Origin of the sequence: Floricoccus penangensis (genome assembly GCF_001832885.1) — a bacterium.
Lineage (GTDB): Bacteria > Bacillota > Bacilli > Lactobacillales > Streptococcaceae > Floricoccus > Floricoccus penangensis.
Genome location: NZ_MKIQ01000029.1, coordinates 1 through 18,490, shown reverse-complemented (window position 1 = coordinate 18,490; position 18,490 = coordinate 1). Strand labels below are relative to the sequence as shown.

At 32.2% G+C, this 18,490-nt stretch carries 22 protein-coding genes and 1 other annotated feature; of the genes, 1 reads left to right on the top strand and 21 read right to left on the bottom strand.

Translation table 11 applies throughout. From position 1 onward, the window contains the following. Nucleotides 1–35 precede the first annotated feature (35 nt). The 12 genes from BG262_RS08495 to BG262_RS08440 all read right to left on the bottom strand — a co-directional run bounded on the left by BG262_RS08495 (nucleotide 36) and on the right by BG262_RS08440 (nucleotide 8,850). Entirely contained in the window at nucleotides 36–818 is a 783-nt protein-coding gene (locus BG262_RS08495; protein WP_070788464.1) for a hypothetical protein, read from the bottom strand. 85 nt (nucleotides 819–903) lie between these two features. Further along, nucleotides 904–1,752, bottom strand: coding sequence for a hypothetical protein (locus BG262_RS08490; protein WP_070788463.1), 849 nt, complete (start codon nucleotides 1,750–1,752; stop codon nucleotides 904–906). 235 nt (nucleotides 1,753–1,987) lie between these two features. Next, entirely contained in the window at nucleotides 1,988–2,434 is a 447-nt protein-coding gene (locus BG262_RS08485) for a GNAT family N-acetyltransferase (protein ID WP_070788462.1), read from the bottom strand. A gap of 112 nt (nucleotides 2,435–2,546) precedes the next feature. Further along, nucleotides 2,547–2,912: a 50S ribosomal protein L7/L12 gene (gene rplL / locus BG262_RS08480; protein WP_070788461.1), complete on the bottom strand. Its 366-nt coding sequence runs from the start codon at nucleotides 2,910–2,912 to the stop codon at nucleotides 2,547–2,549. A 66-nt stretch (nucleotides 2,913–2,978) separates the two neighbouring features. Next, the gene (gene rplJ / locus BG262_RS08475) at nucleotides 2,979–3,479 is read right to left on the bottom strand and encodes a 50S ribosomal protein L10 (RefSeq protein ID WP_070788460.1); all 501 of its coding nucleotides are present in this window, start codon (nucleotides 3,477–3,479) and stop codon (nucleotides 2,979–2,981) included. Between the two features lie 26 nt (nucleotides 3,480–3,505). After that, nucleotides 3,506–3,637: a sequence feature (ribosomal protein L10 leader region), on the bottom strand. A gap of 98 nt (nucleotides 3,638–3,735) precedes the next feature. Beyond that, complete coding sequence (locus BG262_RS08470) at nucleotides 3,736–4,428, bottom strand: hypothetical protein (protein WP_070788459.1); 693 nt, start codon at nucleotides 4,426–4,428, stop codon at nucleotides 3,736–3,738. Continuing rightward, nucleotides 4,425–5,162 carry a hypothetical protein gene (locus BG262_RS08465; RefSeq protein ID WP_070788458.1) on the bottom strand — a complete coding sequence of 246 codons (738 nt, stop codon included), beginning with the start codon at nucleotides 5,160–5,162 and terminating at the stop codon, nucleotides 4,425–4,427. The genes BG262_RS08470 and BG262_RS08465 overlap by 4 nt, the downstream gene beginning before the upstream one ends. A 13-nt stretch (nucleotides 5,163–5,175) precedes the next feature. After that, a complete protein-coding gene (locus BG262_RS08460) occupies nucleotides 5,176–5,679 on the bottom strand; it encodes a hypothetical protein (RefSeq protein WP_070788457.1) in 504 nt (167 codons plus the stop codon). Between the two features lie 164 nt (nucleotides 5,680–5,843). Continuing rightward, a complete protein-coding gene (locus BG262_RS08455) occupies nucleotides 5,844–6,614 on the bottom strand; it encodes an ABC transporter permease subunit (RefSeq protein ID WP_070788587.1) in 771 nt (256 codons plus the stop codon). Beyond that, nucleotides 6,601–7,515, bottom strand: a complete 915-nt coding sequence (locus tag BG262_RS08450; protein WP_070788456.1) for an ABC transporter ATP-binding protein — start codon at nucleotides 7,513–7,515, stop codon at nucleotides 6,601–6,603. Before BG262_RS08450 ends, BG262_RS08455 begins: the two co-directional genes overlap by 14 nt. Continuing rightward, nucleotides 7,515–7,724 (bottom strand): PLD nuclease N-terminal domain-containing protein, encoded by a 210-nt coding sequence (locus BG262_RS08445; protein ID WP_371827967.1) that lies wholly within the window; start codon nucleotides 7,722–7,724, stop codon nucleotides 7,515–7,517. Before BG262_RS08445 ends, BG262_RS08450 begins: the two co-directional genes overlap by 1 nt. Further along, on the bottom strand, nucleotides 7,702–8,850 hold the full coding sequence (locus BG262_RS08440; protein ID WP_070788455.1) for a helix-turn-helix domain-containing protein: 1,149 nt from the start codon (nucleotides 8,848–8,850) through the stop codon (nucleotides 7,702–7,704). The genes BG262_RS08445 and BG262_RS08440 overlap by 23 nt, the downstream gene beginning before the upstream one ends. A 229-nt stretch (nucleotides 8,851–9,079) precedes the next feature. Between BG262_RS08440 and BG262_RS08435 the strand changes: the two genes are divergently transcribed. Continuing rightward, nucleotides 9,080–10,126 carry a serine hydrolase domain-containing protein gene (locus BG262_RS08435; RefSeq protein WP_070788585.1) on the top strand — a complete coding sequence of 349 codons (1,047 nt, stop codon included), beginning with the start codon at nucleotides 9,080–9,082 and terminating at the stop codon, nucleotides 10,124–10,126. 30 nt (nucleotides 10,127–10,156) lie between these two features. Here the strand turns inward: BG262_RS08435 and BG262_RS08430 are convergent, their stop codons facing one another. The 9 genes from BG262_RS08430 to BG262_RS08390 form a co-directional block, all read right to left on the bottom strand. Continuing rightward, entirely contained in the window at nucleotides 10,157–10,810 is a 654-nt protein-coding gene (locus tag BG262_RS08430) for a FusB/FusC family EF-G-binding protein (RefSeq protein ID WP_070788454.1), read from the bottom strand. 154 nt (nucleotides 10,811–10,964) lie between these two features. Further along, the gene (locus BG262_RS08425) at nucleotides 10,965–12,134 is read right to left on the bottom strand and encodes a 3-phosphoglycerate dehydrogenase family protein (protein ID WP_070788453.1); all 1,170 of its coding nucleotides are present in this window, start codon (nucleotides 12,132–12,134) and stop codon (nucleotides 10,965–10,967) included. Beyond that, nucleotides 12,135–13,220, bottom strand: a complete 1,086-nt coding sequence (gene serC / locus BG262_RS08420) for a 3-phosphoserine/phosphohydroxythreonine transaminase (protein ID WP_070788452.1) — start codon at nucleotides 13,218–13,220, stop codon at nucleotides 12,135–12,137. A gap of 182 nt (nucleotides 13,221–13,402) precedes the next feature. Continuing rightward, nucleotides 13,403–14,209, bottom strand: coding sequence for an N-formylglutamate amidohydrolase (locus tag BG262_RS08415; protein ID WP_083312954.1), 807 nt, complete (start codon nucleotides 14,207–14,209; stop codon nucleotides 13,403–13,405). 4 nt (nucleotides 14,210–14,213) lie between these two features. Further along, nucleotides 14,214–14,843 (bottom strand): NAD(P)-dependent oxidoreductase, encoded by a 630-nt coding sequence (locus BG262_RS08410; RefSeq protein WP_070788450.1) that lies wholly within the window; start codon nucleotides 14,841–14,843, stop codon nucleotides 14,214–14,216. Nucleotides 14,844–15,037: 194 nt separating this feature from the next. Beyond that, complete coding sequence (locus tag BG262_RS08405) at nucleotides 15,038–15,745, bottom strand: ABC transporter substrate-binding protein (protein ID WP_083312953.1); 708 nt, start codon at nucleotides 15,743–15,745, stop codon at nucleotides 15,038–15,040. A gap of 95 nt (nucleotides 15,746–15,840) precedes the next feature. Further along, on the bottom strand, nucleotides 15,841–16,197 hold the full coding sequence (locus BG262_RS08400) for an ABC transporter substrate-binding protein (RefSeq protein WP_158006663.1): 357 nt from the start codon (nucleotides 16,195–16,197) through the stop codon (nucleotides 15,841–15,843). A gap of 475 nt (nucleotides 16,198–16,672) precedes the next feature. Continuing rightward, on the bottom strand, nucleotides 16,673–17,773 hold the full coding sequence (locus BG262_RS08395; protein ID WP_070788447.1) for an alpha-hydroxy-acid oxidizing protein: 1,101 nt from the start codon (nucleotides 17,771–17,773) through the stop codon (nucleotides 16,673–16,675). A 305-nt stretch (nucleotides 17,774–18,078) separates the two neighbouring features. Continuing rightward, nucleotides 18,079–18,490, bottom strand: a 412-nt coding sequence (locus BG262_RS08390; protein ID WP_143602672.1) for a M15 family metallopeptidase, incomplete at its 5' end; no start/stop codon positions are given.

Below are 18,490 nucleotides of genomic sequence, written 5' to 3'. Positions count from 1 at the left end.
ACCCTTCTTGTTAATTATTTTTTATTATTCTAAGATTAATCTTCTTTCAAATAGTAATATGTTCTTATTTTTCCAGCAATTATTAATAATAAAGATAATGTTAAACCAAATATTAATACGTCTGGTTTAATGAATAAAAAGAAACTCATAATTATTAATCCATTAATATACCAAATCATGCTTTCTATTTTTGATGGTAACATATCATTAGTCAACATTTGTCTGAATTCTTTCGGTAAATATTTACGCATGTTTATTGAATAAGTAGCTGACCATTCAAGTTTAAAACTTCCAGCATCATAAATCTCAGATGATGATATATAACTAAGCATAAAGATTAAAAGGGAAGATTCAATATCATCTTCAGAAATTTCCTCGGTACAACAAAGTGTCAGTTTAAAATTATTATTCTTTTTGAAAGGCTTGACTATAGCAACTGATAAAGGTGTATAATCTTTTTTTATCAAATATGCATAACCTTTTGTGCCAAGTCCAACAGAATCATATGAAAAAAAATTATCAGAACGATAAAGAATTGAATCATAAGACTTTGACATAAATGTATCGAATTTTTCAAATTTCTTTATAAATTTATTACTTGAATTTTGAGTATCCTGTGCTATAAGCTCTTCGAATTTATTTAGTATTTGTTTTTTTCGGTAAACAATATATTCTGAGTTTTGACTTACTAATTTATACCCTTCCTCAGTGTGAAAAACAGTAAAATAAGTTTGCCAACTACCGGTCTGATCTTCCTTTTCAATTACAAAACCTTCGCTATTACCCCTTTGTCTTAAGTTTATTATTTTTGCAGACATAAAATTTTTTTATACTCCTTAAATTAAAGTAACAACAAATAAAAACGGAGTTTATGTCCGTTTTTATTATATAAGTTGAGGAAAATTAAATATTTTTATTGTCTTTTGAGCTTGCTTCAGTACTGCTTGATTGATTATTAGAATCATCGCCTTCTGTTTTACCATATACTTCAGCTCTTGAGTTCTTAACTAATCCTTTATATGTTTCATAATCAGCAACATAGTGATTTCCAGATTTTTTAAGACGGAAATTAATTTCTGTTTCTTCATCAGCGTATGGTGGTTTTTTACCCATGTCTCCATAATAAACACCGTATAGTTTCAAAGTAATCAAACGATTAATTTGCTTAACATCTTTATTTTGTGATTGTCTAACAATTGTGTCATTATCTAGACCACCGAATATTTTTGTTCTTGCACCACCGATTGGATTTGCTTCTGAAAGTCCTGCAATCGGACGAATTTTAGCAGTAACAGTAGCTTCATCACCATTCATCTCTACTTTTTCGACAGCAACGTCAGGCAATGTAGCTGTAATTTTCATATATGCTTTAGCATAATCATTAATAACTTCCTTAGCCGTATATTCAGAACCATCTACAATAAGTGTATAATCATCTAACTTTCCATTTTCTTCAAAATATTTAACTTGTTTGTCTGCAACTCCATCTTGCAATTTTTGTATTATTGAATCAAAAGATTCACTTGATACATCATTAGCCATAGTTGTATCATTTTGATAGATTGCTTTCAGTACCGTTTGAGCATCAGTTTTAGCAATTTCTTCATCCGTTAATTTCTTTGTTTCACTCGTTTTACTTTCTTTACTTTCTTTACTTTCTCCTGCTTTTGAACTATTTCCACAAGCGACAAGTGGACCAGTAGCCAATAAAAGTAAAAATGATGTGGCGATAAGCTTGTTGTTAAGTTTCATATTTTCTCCCTTATAAAAATATAATATTAAAAACCATTTGATTTATTAATAAATTTATATTTTCAAATTATTTATATCTAAATTATAGCATAAATAGGTGAAACTATACTAAATTTATTATGTTAGACAAAAAATATTTCATAATATTTTTGAGTATGATTGTTTACGATTAGTAATTTATTTAATTAAGTAATAAATATTTAAAAATCTATACAAAAAGCTAAAGCAGATTATTCTACTTTAGCTTTTTTAGTTCCATTTTGACATGAGGTATACCATCTTCAAGAAATTCTTCTGACACCACTTCAAATCCAAACTTCTTATAAAAGTCTATAGCATAAACTTGAGCTTCAATATAAATCTTCTCAGCATCTAATTCATCAAAAGCTACCTTTATAGCTTGATCAAAAATCTTATATCCTAAATTTTCTCTACGTACGGTAGTTAAAACACGTCCAATTTGGCTTATCTTTTTGTCAAAAAGACTATTAAAAACTCTAGAGTATGCTACTACTTCTCCTGATTCATTTTTCATGAATACATGTAGGCAAGTTTTATCAATTTCATCTATATCTTGGTAGGGACAATTCTGTTCAACGATAAAAACCTGAGTTCTGATACGAAAGATCTCAAAAATTTCTAAGTTTGAGAGTTCAGAAAATGATTTAACGTAAATTTTCATTTTATACTCCTTAAGTTTGTATTTTAGATATTATATCACTAAATGAATTCTAATAAATACATAAACAAAAAAAGAACTCTCATTGAGAGTTCCTTCTAATAATCTAAAGTGATTATTTAACTTCAACTGATCCGCCAGCTGCTTCGATTTTTTCTTTGATTTCTTCAGCTTCGTCTTTAGAAACACCTGATTTAAGAACTGCAGGAGCTCCGTCAACAAGTTCTTTAGCTTCTTTAAGTCCAAGACCAGTGATTTCACGTGCAGCTTTGATAACTGCAACTTTCTTGTCTCCAGCAGAAACAAGTTCAACGTCAAATTCAGTTTTTTCTTCAGCAGCAGGTCCAGCAGCTCCAGCAGCAGCTACAGGCGCAGCAGCAGATACACCAAATTCTTCTTCGATTGCTTTTACAAGATCGTTAAGTTCTAAAATAGTTGCGTCTTTGATTTCAGCAACAATGTTTTCAATGTTTAATGCCATTGTTTTTCTCCTATGATTTTTTTATTTTTTATTATGCGTAGTTTATCTTAAACGTATTGTTTAAAATTATGCCACGTCTTCTTTTGATTCTGCCACAGCGTTGATAGCGTATGCCACGTTGCGAACAGGTGCTTGAAGTACTGAAAGTAGCATAGATAGTAATCCTTCGCGTCCTGGTAGAGATGCGATTGCTGCGATTTCTTCTTTAGAAGAAACAACACCGTCGATTACACCAGCTTTAACTTCTAGTGCGTCAGCAGTTTTTGCAAATTCGCTAAGAATTTTAGCAGGTGCGATTACATCTTCGTTAGAAAATGCTACTGCACTTGGTCCTACAAAAGATTCAGCAAGATCGTTAAGACCTGCTTTTTCAGCTGCACGACGTAAGATTGAGTTTTTAACAACTTTAAACTCAACACCAGCTTCACGTAATTGTTTACGTAAAACAGTATCTTGTTCAACAGTTAAACCACGAGAATCTGCTACTACAACACTTGCAGCGTCAGCAAATTTTTGTGCATAAACGTCAACCAATTCAGCTTTTTTAGCAATTGATGCTTCACTCATTTATTTTTACCTCCATATTTATTCTTTCGGGCAAAAAGAAAACTCTTTGCCCAAGACATAGAGAGTACAAAAATATCATATTTAATCGATAATCTTCGTCCTCGGTAGGAATTACGGATTGCTCCACCTACTGTCTTTGGTACGGTTATTTTTAAACCTTAATTATATTAACATTAATCAAATAATAATGCAAGTGCTTTTTCCGAAAAAAATAAAAAGATTATAAGAAATATAAATACCTTATAATCTTTTTATGCTAAATTTTACTTTTAGTAACTTTTGAGCTTTCTTCCATTCTGTCTGCTACTTCTTGTGCTTGGAGCATATTCAATACTTTTCGGTATTCAAAATAATCATCTTTACTAAATGAGTCTGCTATAGATTCATATTGTTCAGGGAAAATAACTTCCATTATCCTCTTATAAGCGTCTACAAATCCATTATTATAAGAATCAGTAATGACTGAATCTTGAATTTCTATCCTTGGAATATTATCATAAATTCCCTCAACTCTTTTATTACCTTCGTCTATTGTTTGCCATACTTCATTAATATTTTTAAATTTACCATTTGTTTTAGCATTAACTTCTCTTACAACTTTTTGATAGTAATCTTGTTCAATAATCATTTGATTTAAATAATTATGAATATCATCTCCATAGACATATAGAATTTTTGTAAGTTTAACTTTATCGCTTGCGCTTAATTCTGGATAAATTTTCTTGTTAAAATATGCGATTGTATCAAGCGGTGTAGCTGTATCATTTACTACCATACCGTCAACAAAGGTATCATAGTATTTATTTAAGTCGGAAATTACAGAAGCAATTTCTCCATCTTCAGTAAATGAGTGATTTATCACACTTTTATTCTTTTGTTTATTTGAGAAATAGTAGTAAAGCATAATTCCTAATAAAATTACTACCACTATAATAATTAGTTTCATCATTTGATTTCTACTTCCTTATTTACAAATTTAATATCATCTCCAACATTAATTTTATCATATTGTTCCTTAGTTAGTAAGATTGAATAATCTTTTTGGCTTTTATTATCTTTTATTGTAACCCAGTATGTGGCTTCTTTTGGATTTATAATTTTTTCTGGATCAATTCCGACAGCTTCCATTGCCTTTTTATCATTTTCATTTGGATTAAGGTACCTTGGACTTACGTAATAATTATAAAATCTTAAATTACCTCTTCGATATGGACTATAAAGGTAATCACTTGGTCGATAATTATTTCCTCCTTTAAATCCATTATACATTTTCCCAGCGCTATAAGTATTATTTGAATTTATTTGACTTCTACTTGATGGATTTGATCCACCTATCCTATGTGAACTGCTACCTCTACTACGAGTTGATGGATTTGAACTTCCAATCCTATGATTAGAGCCACCATTTCTTGTTGCAGGGTTAGAGTGACCAGCTCTATTTCCAGTATTAGAACGACTTCTTACTGACGGATTAGAGTGATGTGATTTTGATCCGCCTGATTTGCTACTACCATGATGGCTTCCATGACCTCCACCGTGATGCCCACCTCCATGGCCTCCATGAGCACCTTTAGCATATACAATATTACTATTCGGACCATCCGTACTTATAAAAAAATCAGTAATAGGTAAAGTAATTGATAAAGCAATTATTAAAAATAGAAATATTTTGTTTTTTTTCATCTATGTACCTCAATTACTTACTAGATTCTGGTGTAATTTCTTTTTTATCTTGGACTACTCCCTCAATAGGCTGTTGATTATAAACTTGATATGGTTGGCGATATACATTTAGAATAATTTTACCATCAGAATCCTTTTTTATTTCAACATAAGGATCTATGGTAGGATCTTCAAGAATATTTTCATTGTATGTACTTACAGGAGATGATGATTGCAATGCATATGCATCAGAACTTGCTGTTGATGTTGTAGGTAATTTGAGTACCTTCTGTGTATCTCCATCTTGATAGCTTATAATCAGCCAAGTAATGCTATCATTCTTTGAAATAGATGTTTGACTATCCATATAATTTAAAGGGTATTTTTGAGTTTCTCCAGCTGATAATTGGTTACTCATATCACTTGTTGCAGTTTTTGTTGCGTCATCTATTGAAACTTTAGTTTGATCATCACAGGCAGTTAAGAATATTAAAGATAGAATGGCTAAACTAGTATAGATTATTTTTTTCTTTCCCATTTGTTTTGTTTCCTCCATTATGGAATATATAATACACCCACGGTATTAAAAAAACAATAGCAACAAAAGAATTTTACACATAGTTGTTAAATATAAATTTTATAAATCTTTTATAATTCGCTATATACTTAAATAAAAAGCACTTCAATTCCTTGAAGCACTCTTTATATCCTCTTCTTATCAAACGCAAGTATTGAAATTACTATATTGAAAATTAAAAGTACACCGATTATCCAAAGTGAATTTTTATAATCGGAAGTACCGCTATTAGTTTTAATCAACTCAGAAGCTGACAGTAAGTAAGTTGGTACATATATTTTTAATTTACTAATCATACCCAGTAAGTATGAAGCTACAAATATGATAAAAATAAGCATGAGACTACCGTAGTTACTAGAGGTAAGTACCGAAGTAAGAATGATAAGTGAAATTATCCAAAGTCCAAACATATATACGAGAAAGACTGAAAACATCAGATTATGAACTATGCTGTTATCCCAGTAATAAGCATTATATAGGTAAGTAATGGCAAAACAAAGCCAATATACTATAGTCCAAATAATAGACAAAATAGAAAACTTAGCTAGTATCACTTTTCTTCTCTTAAGCCCTTTGGTCAATATTATTAGTAGGCTTCCCTTTTGCAGTTCCTGAGTCAAAATACCTGAAAATATAATCACAAAAACCAAAATTAACATAGGAGCATTTTTGAAAAATTGAGCCCAAGACATAAGTGCATCTATCTTTATATCAGATAAGGTAACTCCCATATTATCAAAATCGTCCGAAACCAATTTCATAAGTTGAGGTGTAAGCATGGTAATCAAAGGGTTCATGATACCAAAGATAATCGCAATTAAGGTAACTATCAATAGCTTCCCAGTTCGAAATGCCTCTACTCCTTCTTTCCTTAGGAAAGCATTAAATTGCACCATCATCAATAACCTCCATAAACAAAGAATCGAGACTTGGCTCAAGCATTTCGATTCTTTCAACCATTATCTTCTTCTCTGCTAGATTTCCCATAGCAAATAGCATGTCCTCTTGGCTTCCATTCTTAAGAACAAGAGTCTTATCACCACGCGCCTCGAACTCCATGTAATCTTGATTAAATTTCACACAGTCTTCATGATTAACAAATACTATTTCAAAGCCATCAGCCTCTCGAATCTTCTTAAGGTCTACAAGCTTCTCATTGAGTACTATCTTCCCACCGTTGAGAAAAGCAACATGGTCACAAATAGATTCCACATCTGACAAAATATGAGTTGAAAAGATAACAGTTGTTTCATCTTTAATTTTCTTAAGAATCTCAAGCACATCATTTCGACCAAGCGGGTCAAGTGCACTAGTAGGTTCATCACATAATAAAAGTTTTGGTTTATTTAGAAGCGCCTGTGCTATCCCTAATCTCTGCTTCATACCACGGGAATACGACTTTATTTTCTTCTTATCGTCATCAAGACCAACTAAGTTTAGTAGCTCATCCGAACGCTTTTTAATCTGAATTTTAGACATCCCAGTAATCTTTCCACATAGCATAAGATACTCTTTTGCTGTCATATACCCATAAAACTCAGGAACATCAGGTAAATATCCAATATACTTATTTGTTGCACTTTGGCCAAACTTAACTTTTTCTCCATTGACTAAAACTTCCCCCTCATCTGCTTGAAGAAGTCCTAAAATTATTTTCATAGTGGTTGTTTTCCCAGCACCATTCTTCCCGATAAATCCATAGATTGCGCCACTAGGTATTTGCAGATTAATTCCGTCTAAAATCTTGTTTGAACCAAAACTTTTGGTCAGATTGTTAATCTCAAGTATATTAGTCATTAGCTTTCTTCCCTTCCGAGTAGAAAGTAAAGAATTGGACCGACGAAATTCATACCAACGATTGTAACTATAAACCACATAGCGCGTGTGCCGTGTTTATAGTGGTCATGTTTGAAAATGTCAACCAGTGTATATATAAGTAGTGCGAACTCCACGATAACTAGTGGTATTAAAAATGGTAGCAAATCATGAATTTGTTGCATTGTCATAGCTATTTTCCTTTCTTGAAATCCTGTCCTGAATTTCTATAAAGCTTGGATCATCACTCATTGAAGTAAAAACCGGTTGTGTGAGAGTTGCGGCCATACTTTTAACTATCGTTTTCTTTCCCCTAACAAGCTTAGAACCCATATCCTGCTCCTCAATTATAGAATCCATTAAATCAAAATATTCATCCCCATGAAGGTATTTATCACCCAAATCAAGAAGCTCAAAAGAAAGGTCCAGATAGAGATTAAGTCGCTCTATCGCTTCGTTTCGCTTACCAAGACTCGCATAGGCTAGCGCACAAAAGTAATTGTAAGAAGCTACCGAGTTTTGATTCAGTCTATCCAATTTATATGTCTCAATTAATGAATCAGTCCTTTTAATTGTTTCTTCCACTACTTGTATATTATCTAGATTCATTGATAAATACTGTGCAGAATTGCTTACGATATTAGACAAATCCTTAAATAAACTAAACTGATTAAAGGATTTTGCCTTATTAATTTCACCTAGCATCAGATATGCTCTAATTAAGAGAATATCTGATTGATTTGATAAATTACTTGGATCTAAAATGTCTTCAAGAATATTTTTTGTTTCCTCAGCATGACCAGTCATTAGATCACAAGATGATTTGAGCATTATTGCGTTATTGACCAAAGAATTATCATCTGAATTCTCAATAATTCTTTTGCAAAGCTCAGATGAGCGAGATAAAATCTTATTAACACCCTCTATACTAGAAGCAAGTTCAGCATGGTTCATATAAAGCAGAGCCATATGGAATAAGAATGGGTAGCAAGAATAATACCTGAATATTTCTCTCTCAACATTCTCTTTTACTTCTTCAAAAGAAAGATTTACAAAATCATCAGTAAACTTCTCATAGTATTCTCTTATTTCTTCCTTAGTTAGATTTGGCTCATAGCCAAGCAAATCATCAATTGTCACGTCAAAATATGATGCAAGACGGGGTAAAAGAGTAATATCTGGATATGATTGCCTATTCTCCCATTTAGACACTGAAGCTTTAGTTATACCCATTGCATTTGCTAAATCTTCCTGAGTTAACTTTTTATCAGTACGTAGTTTAATTATCTTTTTTGAAAAATGTATATCTTTACTCATCCTTTTATCTCCAAATTATTTCATAAATAAATTATAACCCATAAATATATTTAAACAATGGACTTGTGAGATATTTAGGTAAATTAAATCAACTAATACGATACTTTTAATTTGTTAGCGTTTTCAAAACAAATAAGATATACTGTTCTTATAATATACAAAGGAGAAAGTTATGCCATACTTATTTAACTAAATGACGCCTGCACTTTTTAATAATAGAAAGTTTAAGATGAAAAAAGAATTAAAAAATCATTTAGAAAAATTACACCAGTTAGAAGAAAAATACGATTTCAATGGGGCAATATCAATCATAGACGACAAAAATATTTTAGATGTTTTCTCGCTTGGTTACTCAGATATTGAAAATCAAATACCATTCGCAAGCAACACAAAATCATGTATTGGTTCCCTCACTAAACAATTCACTGCTCTTGCCATTATGCTTTTAGTAGAGGAAGATAAAATAAAGTTGGACCAACTGATAAGTGACTTCTTCCCCAGCTATCCATATTCGAATCAGATAACAATCAGAATGCTTCTTAATATGACATCTGGTATTCCTGATTACGTTATAATTTGCATGGAAGAAAGAAAATTAGAAGCTAATACAAAAAATTTTTCAGAAGAAGAACAATACTTTTTTGACTTAGAAAATGATGAAAAAGATTATCAATATGATGTAATGCGTGTGTTAGATATTATTAGTAAGCATCAATTAAATTTCTCGCCAGATAGTAAGTTTGAATATTCAAATAGCAACTACTTTCTACTTGGGGATATTATCGAGCAAGTAAGTAATACTACTTATTCAGATTATATTTCTGAAAATATTTTGAATAAACTTGCTATGAAAGATTCTTCTTGTCACGCTTTGGATGCTGAAGCTGAAAGCTATCTATTTGTAGATAATGAGTTGAGAAAATTTAGTAGACAAAATCATTCAGGTGCTGATGGTTCTATTGTCTCAACAATTGCAGACTTATCAATATGGGTACAAGCTATATTAAATCATGAGATACTATCAGAAGAGTCTTGGAAGGAAATATTCAATCTAAAATTTGATGCATATGGTTTTGGATGGTTTAAACTTGGTGATTGGTTTTACCATGGTGGTCTGATAAAAGGTTACCAAGCAGAAATATTCATATCATTTGAAGCTAGAATTGCCATGCTCATGCTCTATAATCTAGAAAGAAAACCTGAAATTGGACAAGTAGCAATGGATAAAGAGGGTACCTGGAGAAGCCAATTACTTGAAATACTTAAAATTAGGTAAAAAAATAGAGGAAATTATCCTCTATTTTTCTTATTTTTGAAATTTAACTTCTTGTGTAAAGTTCTCAAAATGGTTAATATCTATAATCTGTCTGTTACAATTTTGACTATCAGTACAAATATAGTTTCCTTTTTTAGTGTATGTTCCTTCACTACCTGTTTTAGTTGTTGCAAGGAACAAGGCTACTTGAGAAGTTTTATGGCAGATAGAGCATACATTTTTTATTGAATCATTAGATTGGTTTCCATAAATTCCTTCAAGTTTTCCATCTGCATAGTAAATAATGAATTTCTTTTGATTTCCGGGATCATTCCATCCAATAAATGAAGATTCTTTCAAATCAAAACTCTCAAAATTTGGGACTTTAAGTTTCTTAACTTTTTTAAATGTTTTTTCTAACTGTTTGTTTGTTGGAATTTTAAAAGGGATTACCACCTCTTTTATATTTAAAAGTAGTCGATCAGCCTTTTCATTTGTCAATGAACGATCTAAAATGACTTCTTTAAATTCAGCAAAAATTTGTTCCTCAGATAAATCGTCAAGAATTTGATTGATTTCTTCTACTGCTTGTGCCTGAACGGCTTCAATTGTTTTAGGGTCGTTTACAGATTGATATGATGATATCAGAAATTTCACTTGGTTTTGAATAGCAAAATACTGATATGGATAAATTATCTCTTCCATTTTCTCTTCTTTCTTTGATACAAAGAGTTATATTACATTTGTATAGAAAATAATTTTAATTTAGAAATGGGACAATGTCAAATATCTTAAATTTCAAGCAAAGATAGTAAACTAAAACAATCCAAGAGTGATTCTTAGATTGTTTCTATATGTATTAGCCTTTTATAGCACGTACTTTGATAATATTTTCATTTTCAGTCAGAACATCAATAATACGATTGATTTTTTCATCTGATGTTTCATTGACGTCAACAATTGTATATGCAAAGTCACCTCGTCCACGATTAATCATGTTATCAATATTGATATCTTCTGCAGCAATCAGTGATGAGATAACTCCCAACATATTTGGTACGTTTTTATTTATGACTGTAAGACGATATGGAGATGAAAAGCGCATTTCTACAGTTGGGAAATTGACAGAATTCTTAATATTTCCATTTTCTAGGAAATCTTTAAGGGTTGCGGCTGCCATCTTAGCACAATTGACTTCTGCTTCTTCTGTTGAAGCGCCTAAATGAGGAAGGACAAGAATTTTATCACTATGAAGTAATCTTGAATCAGCAAAATCACTGATATACCCTGCAATATTTCCATCATTAACAGCTGAAACTACCGCATCTACATCAACGATTTCTCCACGTGAAAAATTAAGAAGGGTAGCGTCTTCTTTCATCATTGCAAGTTCTTTACTGCTAATTAGTCCTTTAGTAGAGTCTAGCAAGGGAACATGTATTGTGATGAAGTCACATTCTTTTAGGACTTCAGACATATCCTTAGCACGCTTAACACGACGTGAAATTGACCAAGCAGTATCAACAGACACGTGAGGGTCATAGCCCATAACATCCATTCCAAGACGATATGCGTCATTAGCTACCATAGCACCAATTGAACCAAGCCCAATAACACCCAATTTCTTGCCAAATAGCTCATGACCTGCAAATTGCTTCTTATTAGCTTCAACTTGCTTTTCTGTATCATCACCTTCAAGCGTTTGAACCCAGTTTGACCCTTGAATCATAGGGCGTACACTTAGCAAAAGACTTGCTATTACAAGCTCTTTAACTGCATTAGCATTTGCTCCTGGTGTGTTAAAGACAACAATTCCATTTTCAGCACACTTTGTAACTGGAACGTTATTAGTACCAGCTCCAGCACGCGCAACTGCTAAAACTGATTTTGGAAAATCATAGTCATTTAGATTCTGACTTCTTAAAATGATACCGTCAGGATTATCACTTTCATTAATAGAATAATTTGCCTTATCAAAGCGTTCAAGACCTTCTGAAGCAATAGCATTGAATGTTTTTAAATGGTACATCTATTTCTCCTTATTTTCTTCTTCAAAATTCTTCATGAATTTAACCAACTCTTCAACACCTTCTTTTGGAAAGGCATTATATAAACTTGCTCTCATTCCACCTACTGAACGGTGTCCTTTTAAATTTTCGAAGCCATAAGCTTTTGCTTCAGAGTTGAATTTTTTATCTAGTTCATCATCGCCTGTGATGAAAGGTACATTAGTTATTGATCTATCTTCCTTAGCAACTGGGCTGATATAAAAATCAGTTGAATCGATATAGTCATAAAGTAATTGTGCTTTTTCTTGATCTTGTTTAAGAATCTCATCAAGCCCACCGAGGTCCTTCAACCATTCAAAGACAAGTCCCGCAATATAAATAGCATATGTTGGTGGTGTATTGTACATTGAATCATTAGCTGCAAGAACTGAATAATCAAGCATTGGAGGAATATTTTGTCCTTCTTTAATCAAATCTTCTCGTATTATAACAACTGTAAGACCAGCAGGGCCGATATTCTTTTGAGCACCAGCATAGATCAGACCGAAATCACTCACCTTATAATCATTTGCTAGAATATTTGAAGACATATCAGCGATTAAAGGAACATCCCCAGTATCAGGTATATCTGTATAGCGAATACCACCAATTGTTTCGTTTGTTGTAATGTGAAGATAGGCAGCATCTTGATCCACCATGTCTTTAGTAATTTTAGGGATGTAAGTGAAGTTTTTGTCTTCACTTAACGCAATAACTTCTACTTCTACGTCTTCAATTTGCTTAGCAGCAGATATTGCTTTTTTAGCCCAAGCACCCGTATTAACATAAAGTGCTTTCTTACCTTGTGCCAAGTTTAATGGAATCATGGTAAACTGCAAACTTGCTCCACCTTGTAAGAATAAAACCTTGTAATTTTCTGGAATATCCATTAATTCTCTAAGTAACTTTTCAGCATTTTTAATAATTTCATCAAAAAGTACGGAGCGATGACTCAATTCCATTACGGACATTTGGCTAGATTTGTAGTTAACAAGCTCTTCTTGGGCTTTTTCCAAGACAGGCTTTGGCAAAACAGCTGGGCCAGCAGAAAAATTGTAAATAGTCATAATCTCTTCCTCTTCTTGTTTTTTTGCTTGAATAAATTATCCAAACCTATAATATGAAAATATTTTTTAGTAAATACTGTCAAGTCTTTACTGTGTGATTAGTATAACATATTTTTTGAATTGTGCAACAAAATTTATATTTTCTGAAAATAATAAAAAAGGAGTTGAAAGCTCCTTTTTTATTATTTGAAATCTTTTATTACATCAAATATCTTTGTAAAAACAATATTTAATTTATTTTTTGTTTCATTAAAAGTATCTTTATCAATTATTGAAGAATCAAGTTCTTCCTCACCAAATTCTCTATCACCTATATAAGTTGAGTAACGAATTTCCATCTGTAAACTTTCAATATTCTTCTCTAAGCCATAGTGTTTTGTAATATAGCCACCAGAAAATGGGAAATTATTTGAAACTGAAAAACTTGAATCTTCAAGCATACTTGTTATCATCAGACGAAAATCTTTACTGCTAGTTTTATCTGAATCATTACCTAGAACAAAATCACAGGTATCTAATTCTTCATACTTTGGATACAAGGCAAAACTATGTAAATCAATTAGAAAGACCTTACCAAATTTATCAATTTTATCTTTCAGTAGTTTTTCTAGTGCTTGGTGATATGGATAGTAGTAGCTACTGATTCTGTTACCAATATCATCTTTTGATAATTTTTCTTTATATAATGGTTTACCAAAAGTATTTTCTTTATAGATAACATTGTCCATATATGAATTTCCGTTTCCAATTGCTTGCGGAGATCGATTTGGATCAGCTAAGTACCTATTCAGGTTATTTTCAATCAGCGTTTGGTTCATATCATCATGAAGAAAGCTATAAAGTTCTCGTAAAAACCAATCAGTATTGGAAAGAATTGCATCTTCCCGAAGTTTTTTTCGCATGTTTTCTGAAATATCAACTCCACTATGAGGGAGACTAAAAACTATAGGATAATCATGATTTTCAGCATTATATATTCTATAATTCATTAAATTAAGCAGTATAAACTGATACTCTTTCATGAATATGATTTGCTTTTTCAGCAAGATCATTCATGGCAATTGCATAGTCTGCATAACTGATATAACTTTTACCTTCACTGTTAAATTCCCTAACTTCTCCAGCAAGTACATAACTTCCTGTACGAGGTCCTTCAGCATCAAAATCTTCTGCAGGGCTTAAGTATGTCCATTTAACATCTGTACGTTTGCGTAATAAGTCAAGTGCGTCAGACATTGCTTGAGCAAGTGGTCTAAATACATCTGGGAACGTTGCCTCATCTTTTACTTGCAATTCTTCCGACTTATCAGTATAAAGGCTTCCAGCACCGCCTACGACTAAAAGTCTTGCTTGCTCGTGAGAAAGTTGGTCTGCTAAATGCATAAGAGAAGTTGAATGTTGGTCTAGCTGATCCATATTGAAATTACCAAATGCATCAACAACAACATCGAAACCTTTAAGATCATCACTAGTTATTTCATATAAATCTTTAACAACTGCATTTTGTGCCTTAGATTTGTTTTCACTTCTAACAAAAGCTGTAACTTCGTGTCCACGATTAACTGCTTCTTCTACTATATGTTGACCAGCGGCACCATTTGCTGCTACGACTGCAATTTTCATATTCTTACCTACTTTCCTTTTAATACTTATAGATTAGCACAAAAAAGATAAAAATACTGGTAATATGTTTTATATATTTATAGTAAAAAAACTCATTTTCCTACTATAAATTTTATAAATTATTTATCAAAAAAAACAACAGAATCATAAAGATCCGCTGTTTTTTTCAATATACTTTTCCTGTTATAAAATATTTATTTTCCTTGGTCTGGTTTATCATTTGATACACCAAGTTTTGCCCATAAATCAGTAGCATCATAGGCTTGTGTCCAACCAACAACACGTTTATTAACTGGCGTCCAATCAATTGAAAAATCAAGTGGAGTTACAAAGGCTGTATCTTGAATATATGCTTGATATTTTTGGAATGCTTTTGCTCTGTATTCTTTATCAAGCGACTTTTGTGAATCAATATCATCAAGCAGTGATGTTAATTCTGGTGATGTAAAGTGACCTAAGTTAAATGGTGCTTTTGCTGAGAATAAATCTTGCTGACTAGGTTCAGATGACAGGCTCCATCCACCTATTGAAATATCCCAGGTTTGATTATCTTCAGTTTTTCCTGATGATTTAACAAGATCAGCCCATGTGTTAAAATCAGTAAGTTTATTTTTGAATAGACTCACATCTACACCGACTGCTTTCCAGTGGTTAATATAATCCATAGCAACTGTTTCAGAGTAAGATTGACCAGAGCGAGCTAGAAATACTAGAGAAAGGGTTTTACCATTTTTGTCTACTAAGTAACATTTTTCGCTTACCTCGTTTGTCTTGCCATCTTTACCTTTGGCATCTTTTTTATAAGTATATCCAGCCTCTTCAAATAATTTCTCTGATTTTTCTGGTTCATAAGGAAAACCTTTATTATCTTTATTCACATAATCTGAAAAGACTGGCGGAATGTACCATTGGCTCTATATTTAAGATTATGGTAGATTTCTTTAGCAATTGAATCTTCATCCAAGGCATAAGATAAAGCCTGACGAACTTTAACATCTTAAACAGGAGTTTCACGATCAGAGATATTTAATGATTTTTGAGCATCATAATAACCAACATTATAATACATAACCGACACTGCAAGTTCATCTTGACCGGTAATTGCGTATCCTTTATATTTAAGTTTTTCCACTTCTGGATATAGATCCTGTGTAGTACCTCTTACAATATCAAATTCTGCATTTTTAAGTGAAGAAACAACTTTTGAAGGATTGATAGCCTTAACAACTACCGAATCAAGTTTTGGTTTCTCACCATAATAGTATTCATTTACTTCGTAGCTGATTGATTCACCAGGAACAATCTTTTTTGGTTTAAATGGACCAACTACAAGTGGTTTAGTAGTTTTTTTCATCTGATTGAAGTTTGTCAAAAGGAACATCTTTTAGATAATGATATGGTATATATTGTTCAAGATAGTTCAAGATAGTATCCATTCCCAGACTGAGTAAATCCTGGCTTAACTTCCTTAAATTGAATCAAAAGTTTTTCCCATCTTCGAATACGTTTTGCTAATGTACTCAAATTTTTTCCCCCTAAATAAATATTCTCTAGATTTTTAATTTCATTTATTATAGTTGATTAAAATAGAAATGCCTTCGTTTTACTACGCTGTCGATTACACTTAAATAAGCAGGCTTATTAGTGTAAGTCGCAAGACAAGGCACTTCGCTTCGCAACGCCTTGCTCCGATGTCGATTATACTTTAATAAGCAAGCATATTAGTATAAATCGCAACGATGTATTAATCTATTTTTAAGTGACTATACAAATGTTTTACTAGACGAGATACAGTATAACAAATTAATTGGGTAATCGGAGAGTACTTCTTACATATACTCATTTTTTCTTAGTTTTGTATTTTTAATTTCTTCAATATTATGAGTACCCGCTAGTTGCATAACCATTTTAAGCTCATTCTTAAAGTAATCAAATACTTCTTTTACTCCTTCTGAACCACCAAGTGCTAGACCATAGATTACTGGACGGCCAATTGCAACAACGTCTGCACCTGATGCAAGTGCTTTAAATACATGTTGTGCACGTCTAATTCCACTATCAAATACAATCGGTACACGTTTGTTGACCGCTTCTGCAACTTCTTCTAAAGAATCAAACGAAGCACGTCCTCCGTCTAGTTGACGTCCACCATGGTTACTTACCCATATACCATCTGCACCTGCTTCAATAACTGCTTCAGCATCTTCCGCAGTTTGAACACCCTTAACAAACACGGGTAAATTAGTATGTTTTTGAATAAATTCAATGTCCTTATAGCTTAAGTTTTGTCTTGAAGATTTATAAACTGCATCCATTGTTTGTCCAACACCAGACTGATATGAAGCAACAATTGGCATTGCAATTGGGAAGGTAAAGCCATTTCTCAAGTCAATCTCACGATTACCTCCAACAGTAGCATCAGCAGTAAGAACAATTGCTTTAGCACCATTTTTTACAGCAAGATCTAAAATCTTAATATTATCATCATCATTTTTACTCATATAGAATTGGAACCATTGTGGAGCATCGCCACTTGCTGCACGCATTTTCTCATAAGTTTGCCCAGCATATGATGAAACAGTATAAATAGTATCTGATTCAGCGACGCCTTTACATGTAGCTGCTTCGCCTTGAACATTAGCAAGTGCATGAGCAGCAACTGGTGCCATAATAATCGGTGTGCTAATTTTTTGCCCGAGAATAGTAGTTGATTGATCTGGATTTTCGATATTTCTAAGTACACCTGGTGCAATTACTTTATGATTGAAAGACTTAGTATTTTGTTCTAAAGTCCACATATCACCAGCTCCACTAGAAATATAACCAAAAGCTCCAGTAGGTATTACGAGTGATGCTGCTTTTTCTAAATCATAAACATTTACAAAGTTAACTTTTCCTTCGGCAGTACTTGTTCTAAAATCTGTTGTCATTTTTAAATCTCCAATTTCCTTTTACTAATAGTTATCAACAAAATGTCTTTGAAACTTCATAAATTTATCTTTGCGAAACTTCAAAGTTGAGCTGATAGTAATAAAATCACAAATTAATAATTTGTAAGTTTACCACTTAGGAACTCTTTTCTTCTACTCCTCCTTGACTTCAAATAAAGTATAGCACTTTCTGAAAGCGTTTACTATGTATTGTTGTGTATTTTTCACAAAAGATTACAAAAAAAATGAAGCATCTCTGCTTCAAATTTAAATCCAATTTTTGGTGATTTTAACTAACAAATACTTTATTTATATCCTCCACCAGGAAAATTGTAGTACTCTTCAAGTGTTTTACCAGAGTTATAAATATTTGTAGCTTTATTTCCAACATATCTCAAATGCCAAAACTCATATTGATAACCAGTTATTAATTCTTTACCTGCAGGATATCGAACAATAAATCCATATCTATGTGCATTTCTAGCAATCCAATTGATTTCAAACTGTCCACCTAGTTGAATATCGAATGCCAAACCTGTTTGGTGTTCTGAGTGACCTGGACGAGCTGCAATTCTATCCGCACCCACTTTACCATAAATACCAATATATTCATTATATAATTGAGCTTGATGGCCATAACTTCTATAACCAAAATATGAATTTTTAACACTCATACCCTTATTTTGCATATCAGAAATCATTCTTCGTATAGCTCTT

Bases quoted from the DNA above. Each gene is read 5' to 3' on its own strand.
- BG262_RS08490 (WP_070788463.1), bottom strand. From the start codon at position 1,752: ATGAAACTTAACAACAAGCTTATCGCCACATCATTTTTACTTTTATTG.
- BG262_RS08455 (WP_070788587.1), bottom strand. From the start codon at position 6,614: ATGGTGCAATTTAATGCTTTCCTAAGGAAAGAAGGAGTAGAGGCATTT.
- BG262_RS08435 (WP_070788585.1), top strand. From the start codon at position 9,080: ATGAAAAAAGAATTAAAAAATCATTTAGAAAAATTACACCAGTTAGAA.
- BG262_RS08440 (WP_070788455.1), bottom strand. From the start codon at position 8,850: ATGAGTAAAGATATACATTTTTCAAAAAAGATAATTAAACTACGTACT.
- rplJ (WP_070788460.1), bottom strand. From the start codon at position 3,479: ATGAGTGAAGCATCAATTGCTAAAAAAGCTGAATTGGTTGACGTTTAT.
- BG262_RS08495 (WP_070788464.1), bottom strand. From the start codon at position 818: ATGTCTGCAAAAATAATAAACTTAAGACAAAGGGGTAATAGCGAAGGT.
- BG262_RS08460 (WP_070788457.1), bottom strand. From the start codon at position 5,679: ATGGGAAAGAAAAAAATAATCTATACTAGTTTAGCCATTCTATCTTTA.
- BG262_RS08445 (WP_371827967.1), bottom strand. From the start codon at position 7,724: ATGACAATGCAACAAATTCATGATTTGCTACCATTTTTAATACCACTA.
- BG262_RS08485 (WP_070788462.1), bottom strand. From the start codon at position 2,434: ATGAAAATTTACGTTAAATCATTTTCTGAACTCTCAAACTTAGAAATT.
- BG262_RS08425 (WP_070788453.1), bottom strand. From the start codon at position 12,134: ATGTACCATTTAAAAACATTCAATGCTATTGCTTCAGAAGGTCTTGAA.
- BG262_RS08400 (WP_158006663.1), bottom strand. From the start codon at position 16,197: ATGAAAAAAACTACTAAACCACTTGTAGTTGGTCCATTTAAACCAAAA.
- BG262_RS08415 (WP_083312954.1), bottom strand. From the start codon at position 14,209: ATGAATTATAGAATATATAATGCTGAAAATCATGATTATCCTATAGTT.
- BG262_RS08430 (WP_070788454.1), bottom strand. From the start codon at position 10,810: ATGGAAGAGATAATTTATCCATATCAGTATTTTGCTATTCAAAACCAA.
- BG262_RS08395 (WP_070788447.1), bottom strand. From the start codon at position 17,773: ATGACAACAGATTTTAGAACAAGTACTGCCGAAGGAAAAGTTAACTTT.
- rplL (WP_070788461.1), bottom strand. From the start codon at position 2,912: ATGGCATTAAACATTGAAAACATTGTTGCTGAAATCAAAGACGCAACT.
- BG262_RS08410 (WP_070788450.1), bottom strand. From the start codon at position 14,843: ATGAAAATTGCAGTCGTAGCAGCAAATGGTGCCGCTGGTCAACATATA.
- BG262_RS08470 (WP_070788459.1), bottom strand. From the start codon at position 4,428: ATGATGAAACTAATTATTATAGTGGTAGTAATTTTATTAGGAATTATG.
- BG262_RS08450 (WP_070788456.1), bottom strand. From the start codon at position 7,515: ATGACTAATATACTTGAGATTAACAATCTGACCAAAAGTTTTGGTTCA.
- serC (WP_070788452.1), bottom strand. From the start codon at position 13,220: ATGACTATTTACAATTTTTCTGCTGGCCCAGCTGTTTTGCCAAAGCCT.
- BG262_RS08465 (WP_070788458.1), bottom strand. From the start codon at position 5,162: ATGAAAAAAAACAAAATATTTCTATTTTTAATAATTGCTTTATCAATT.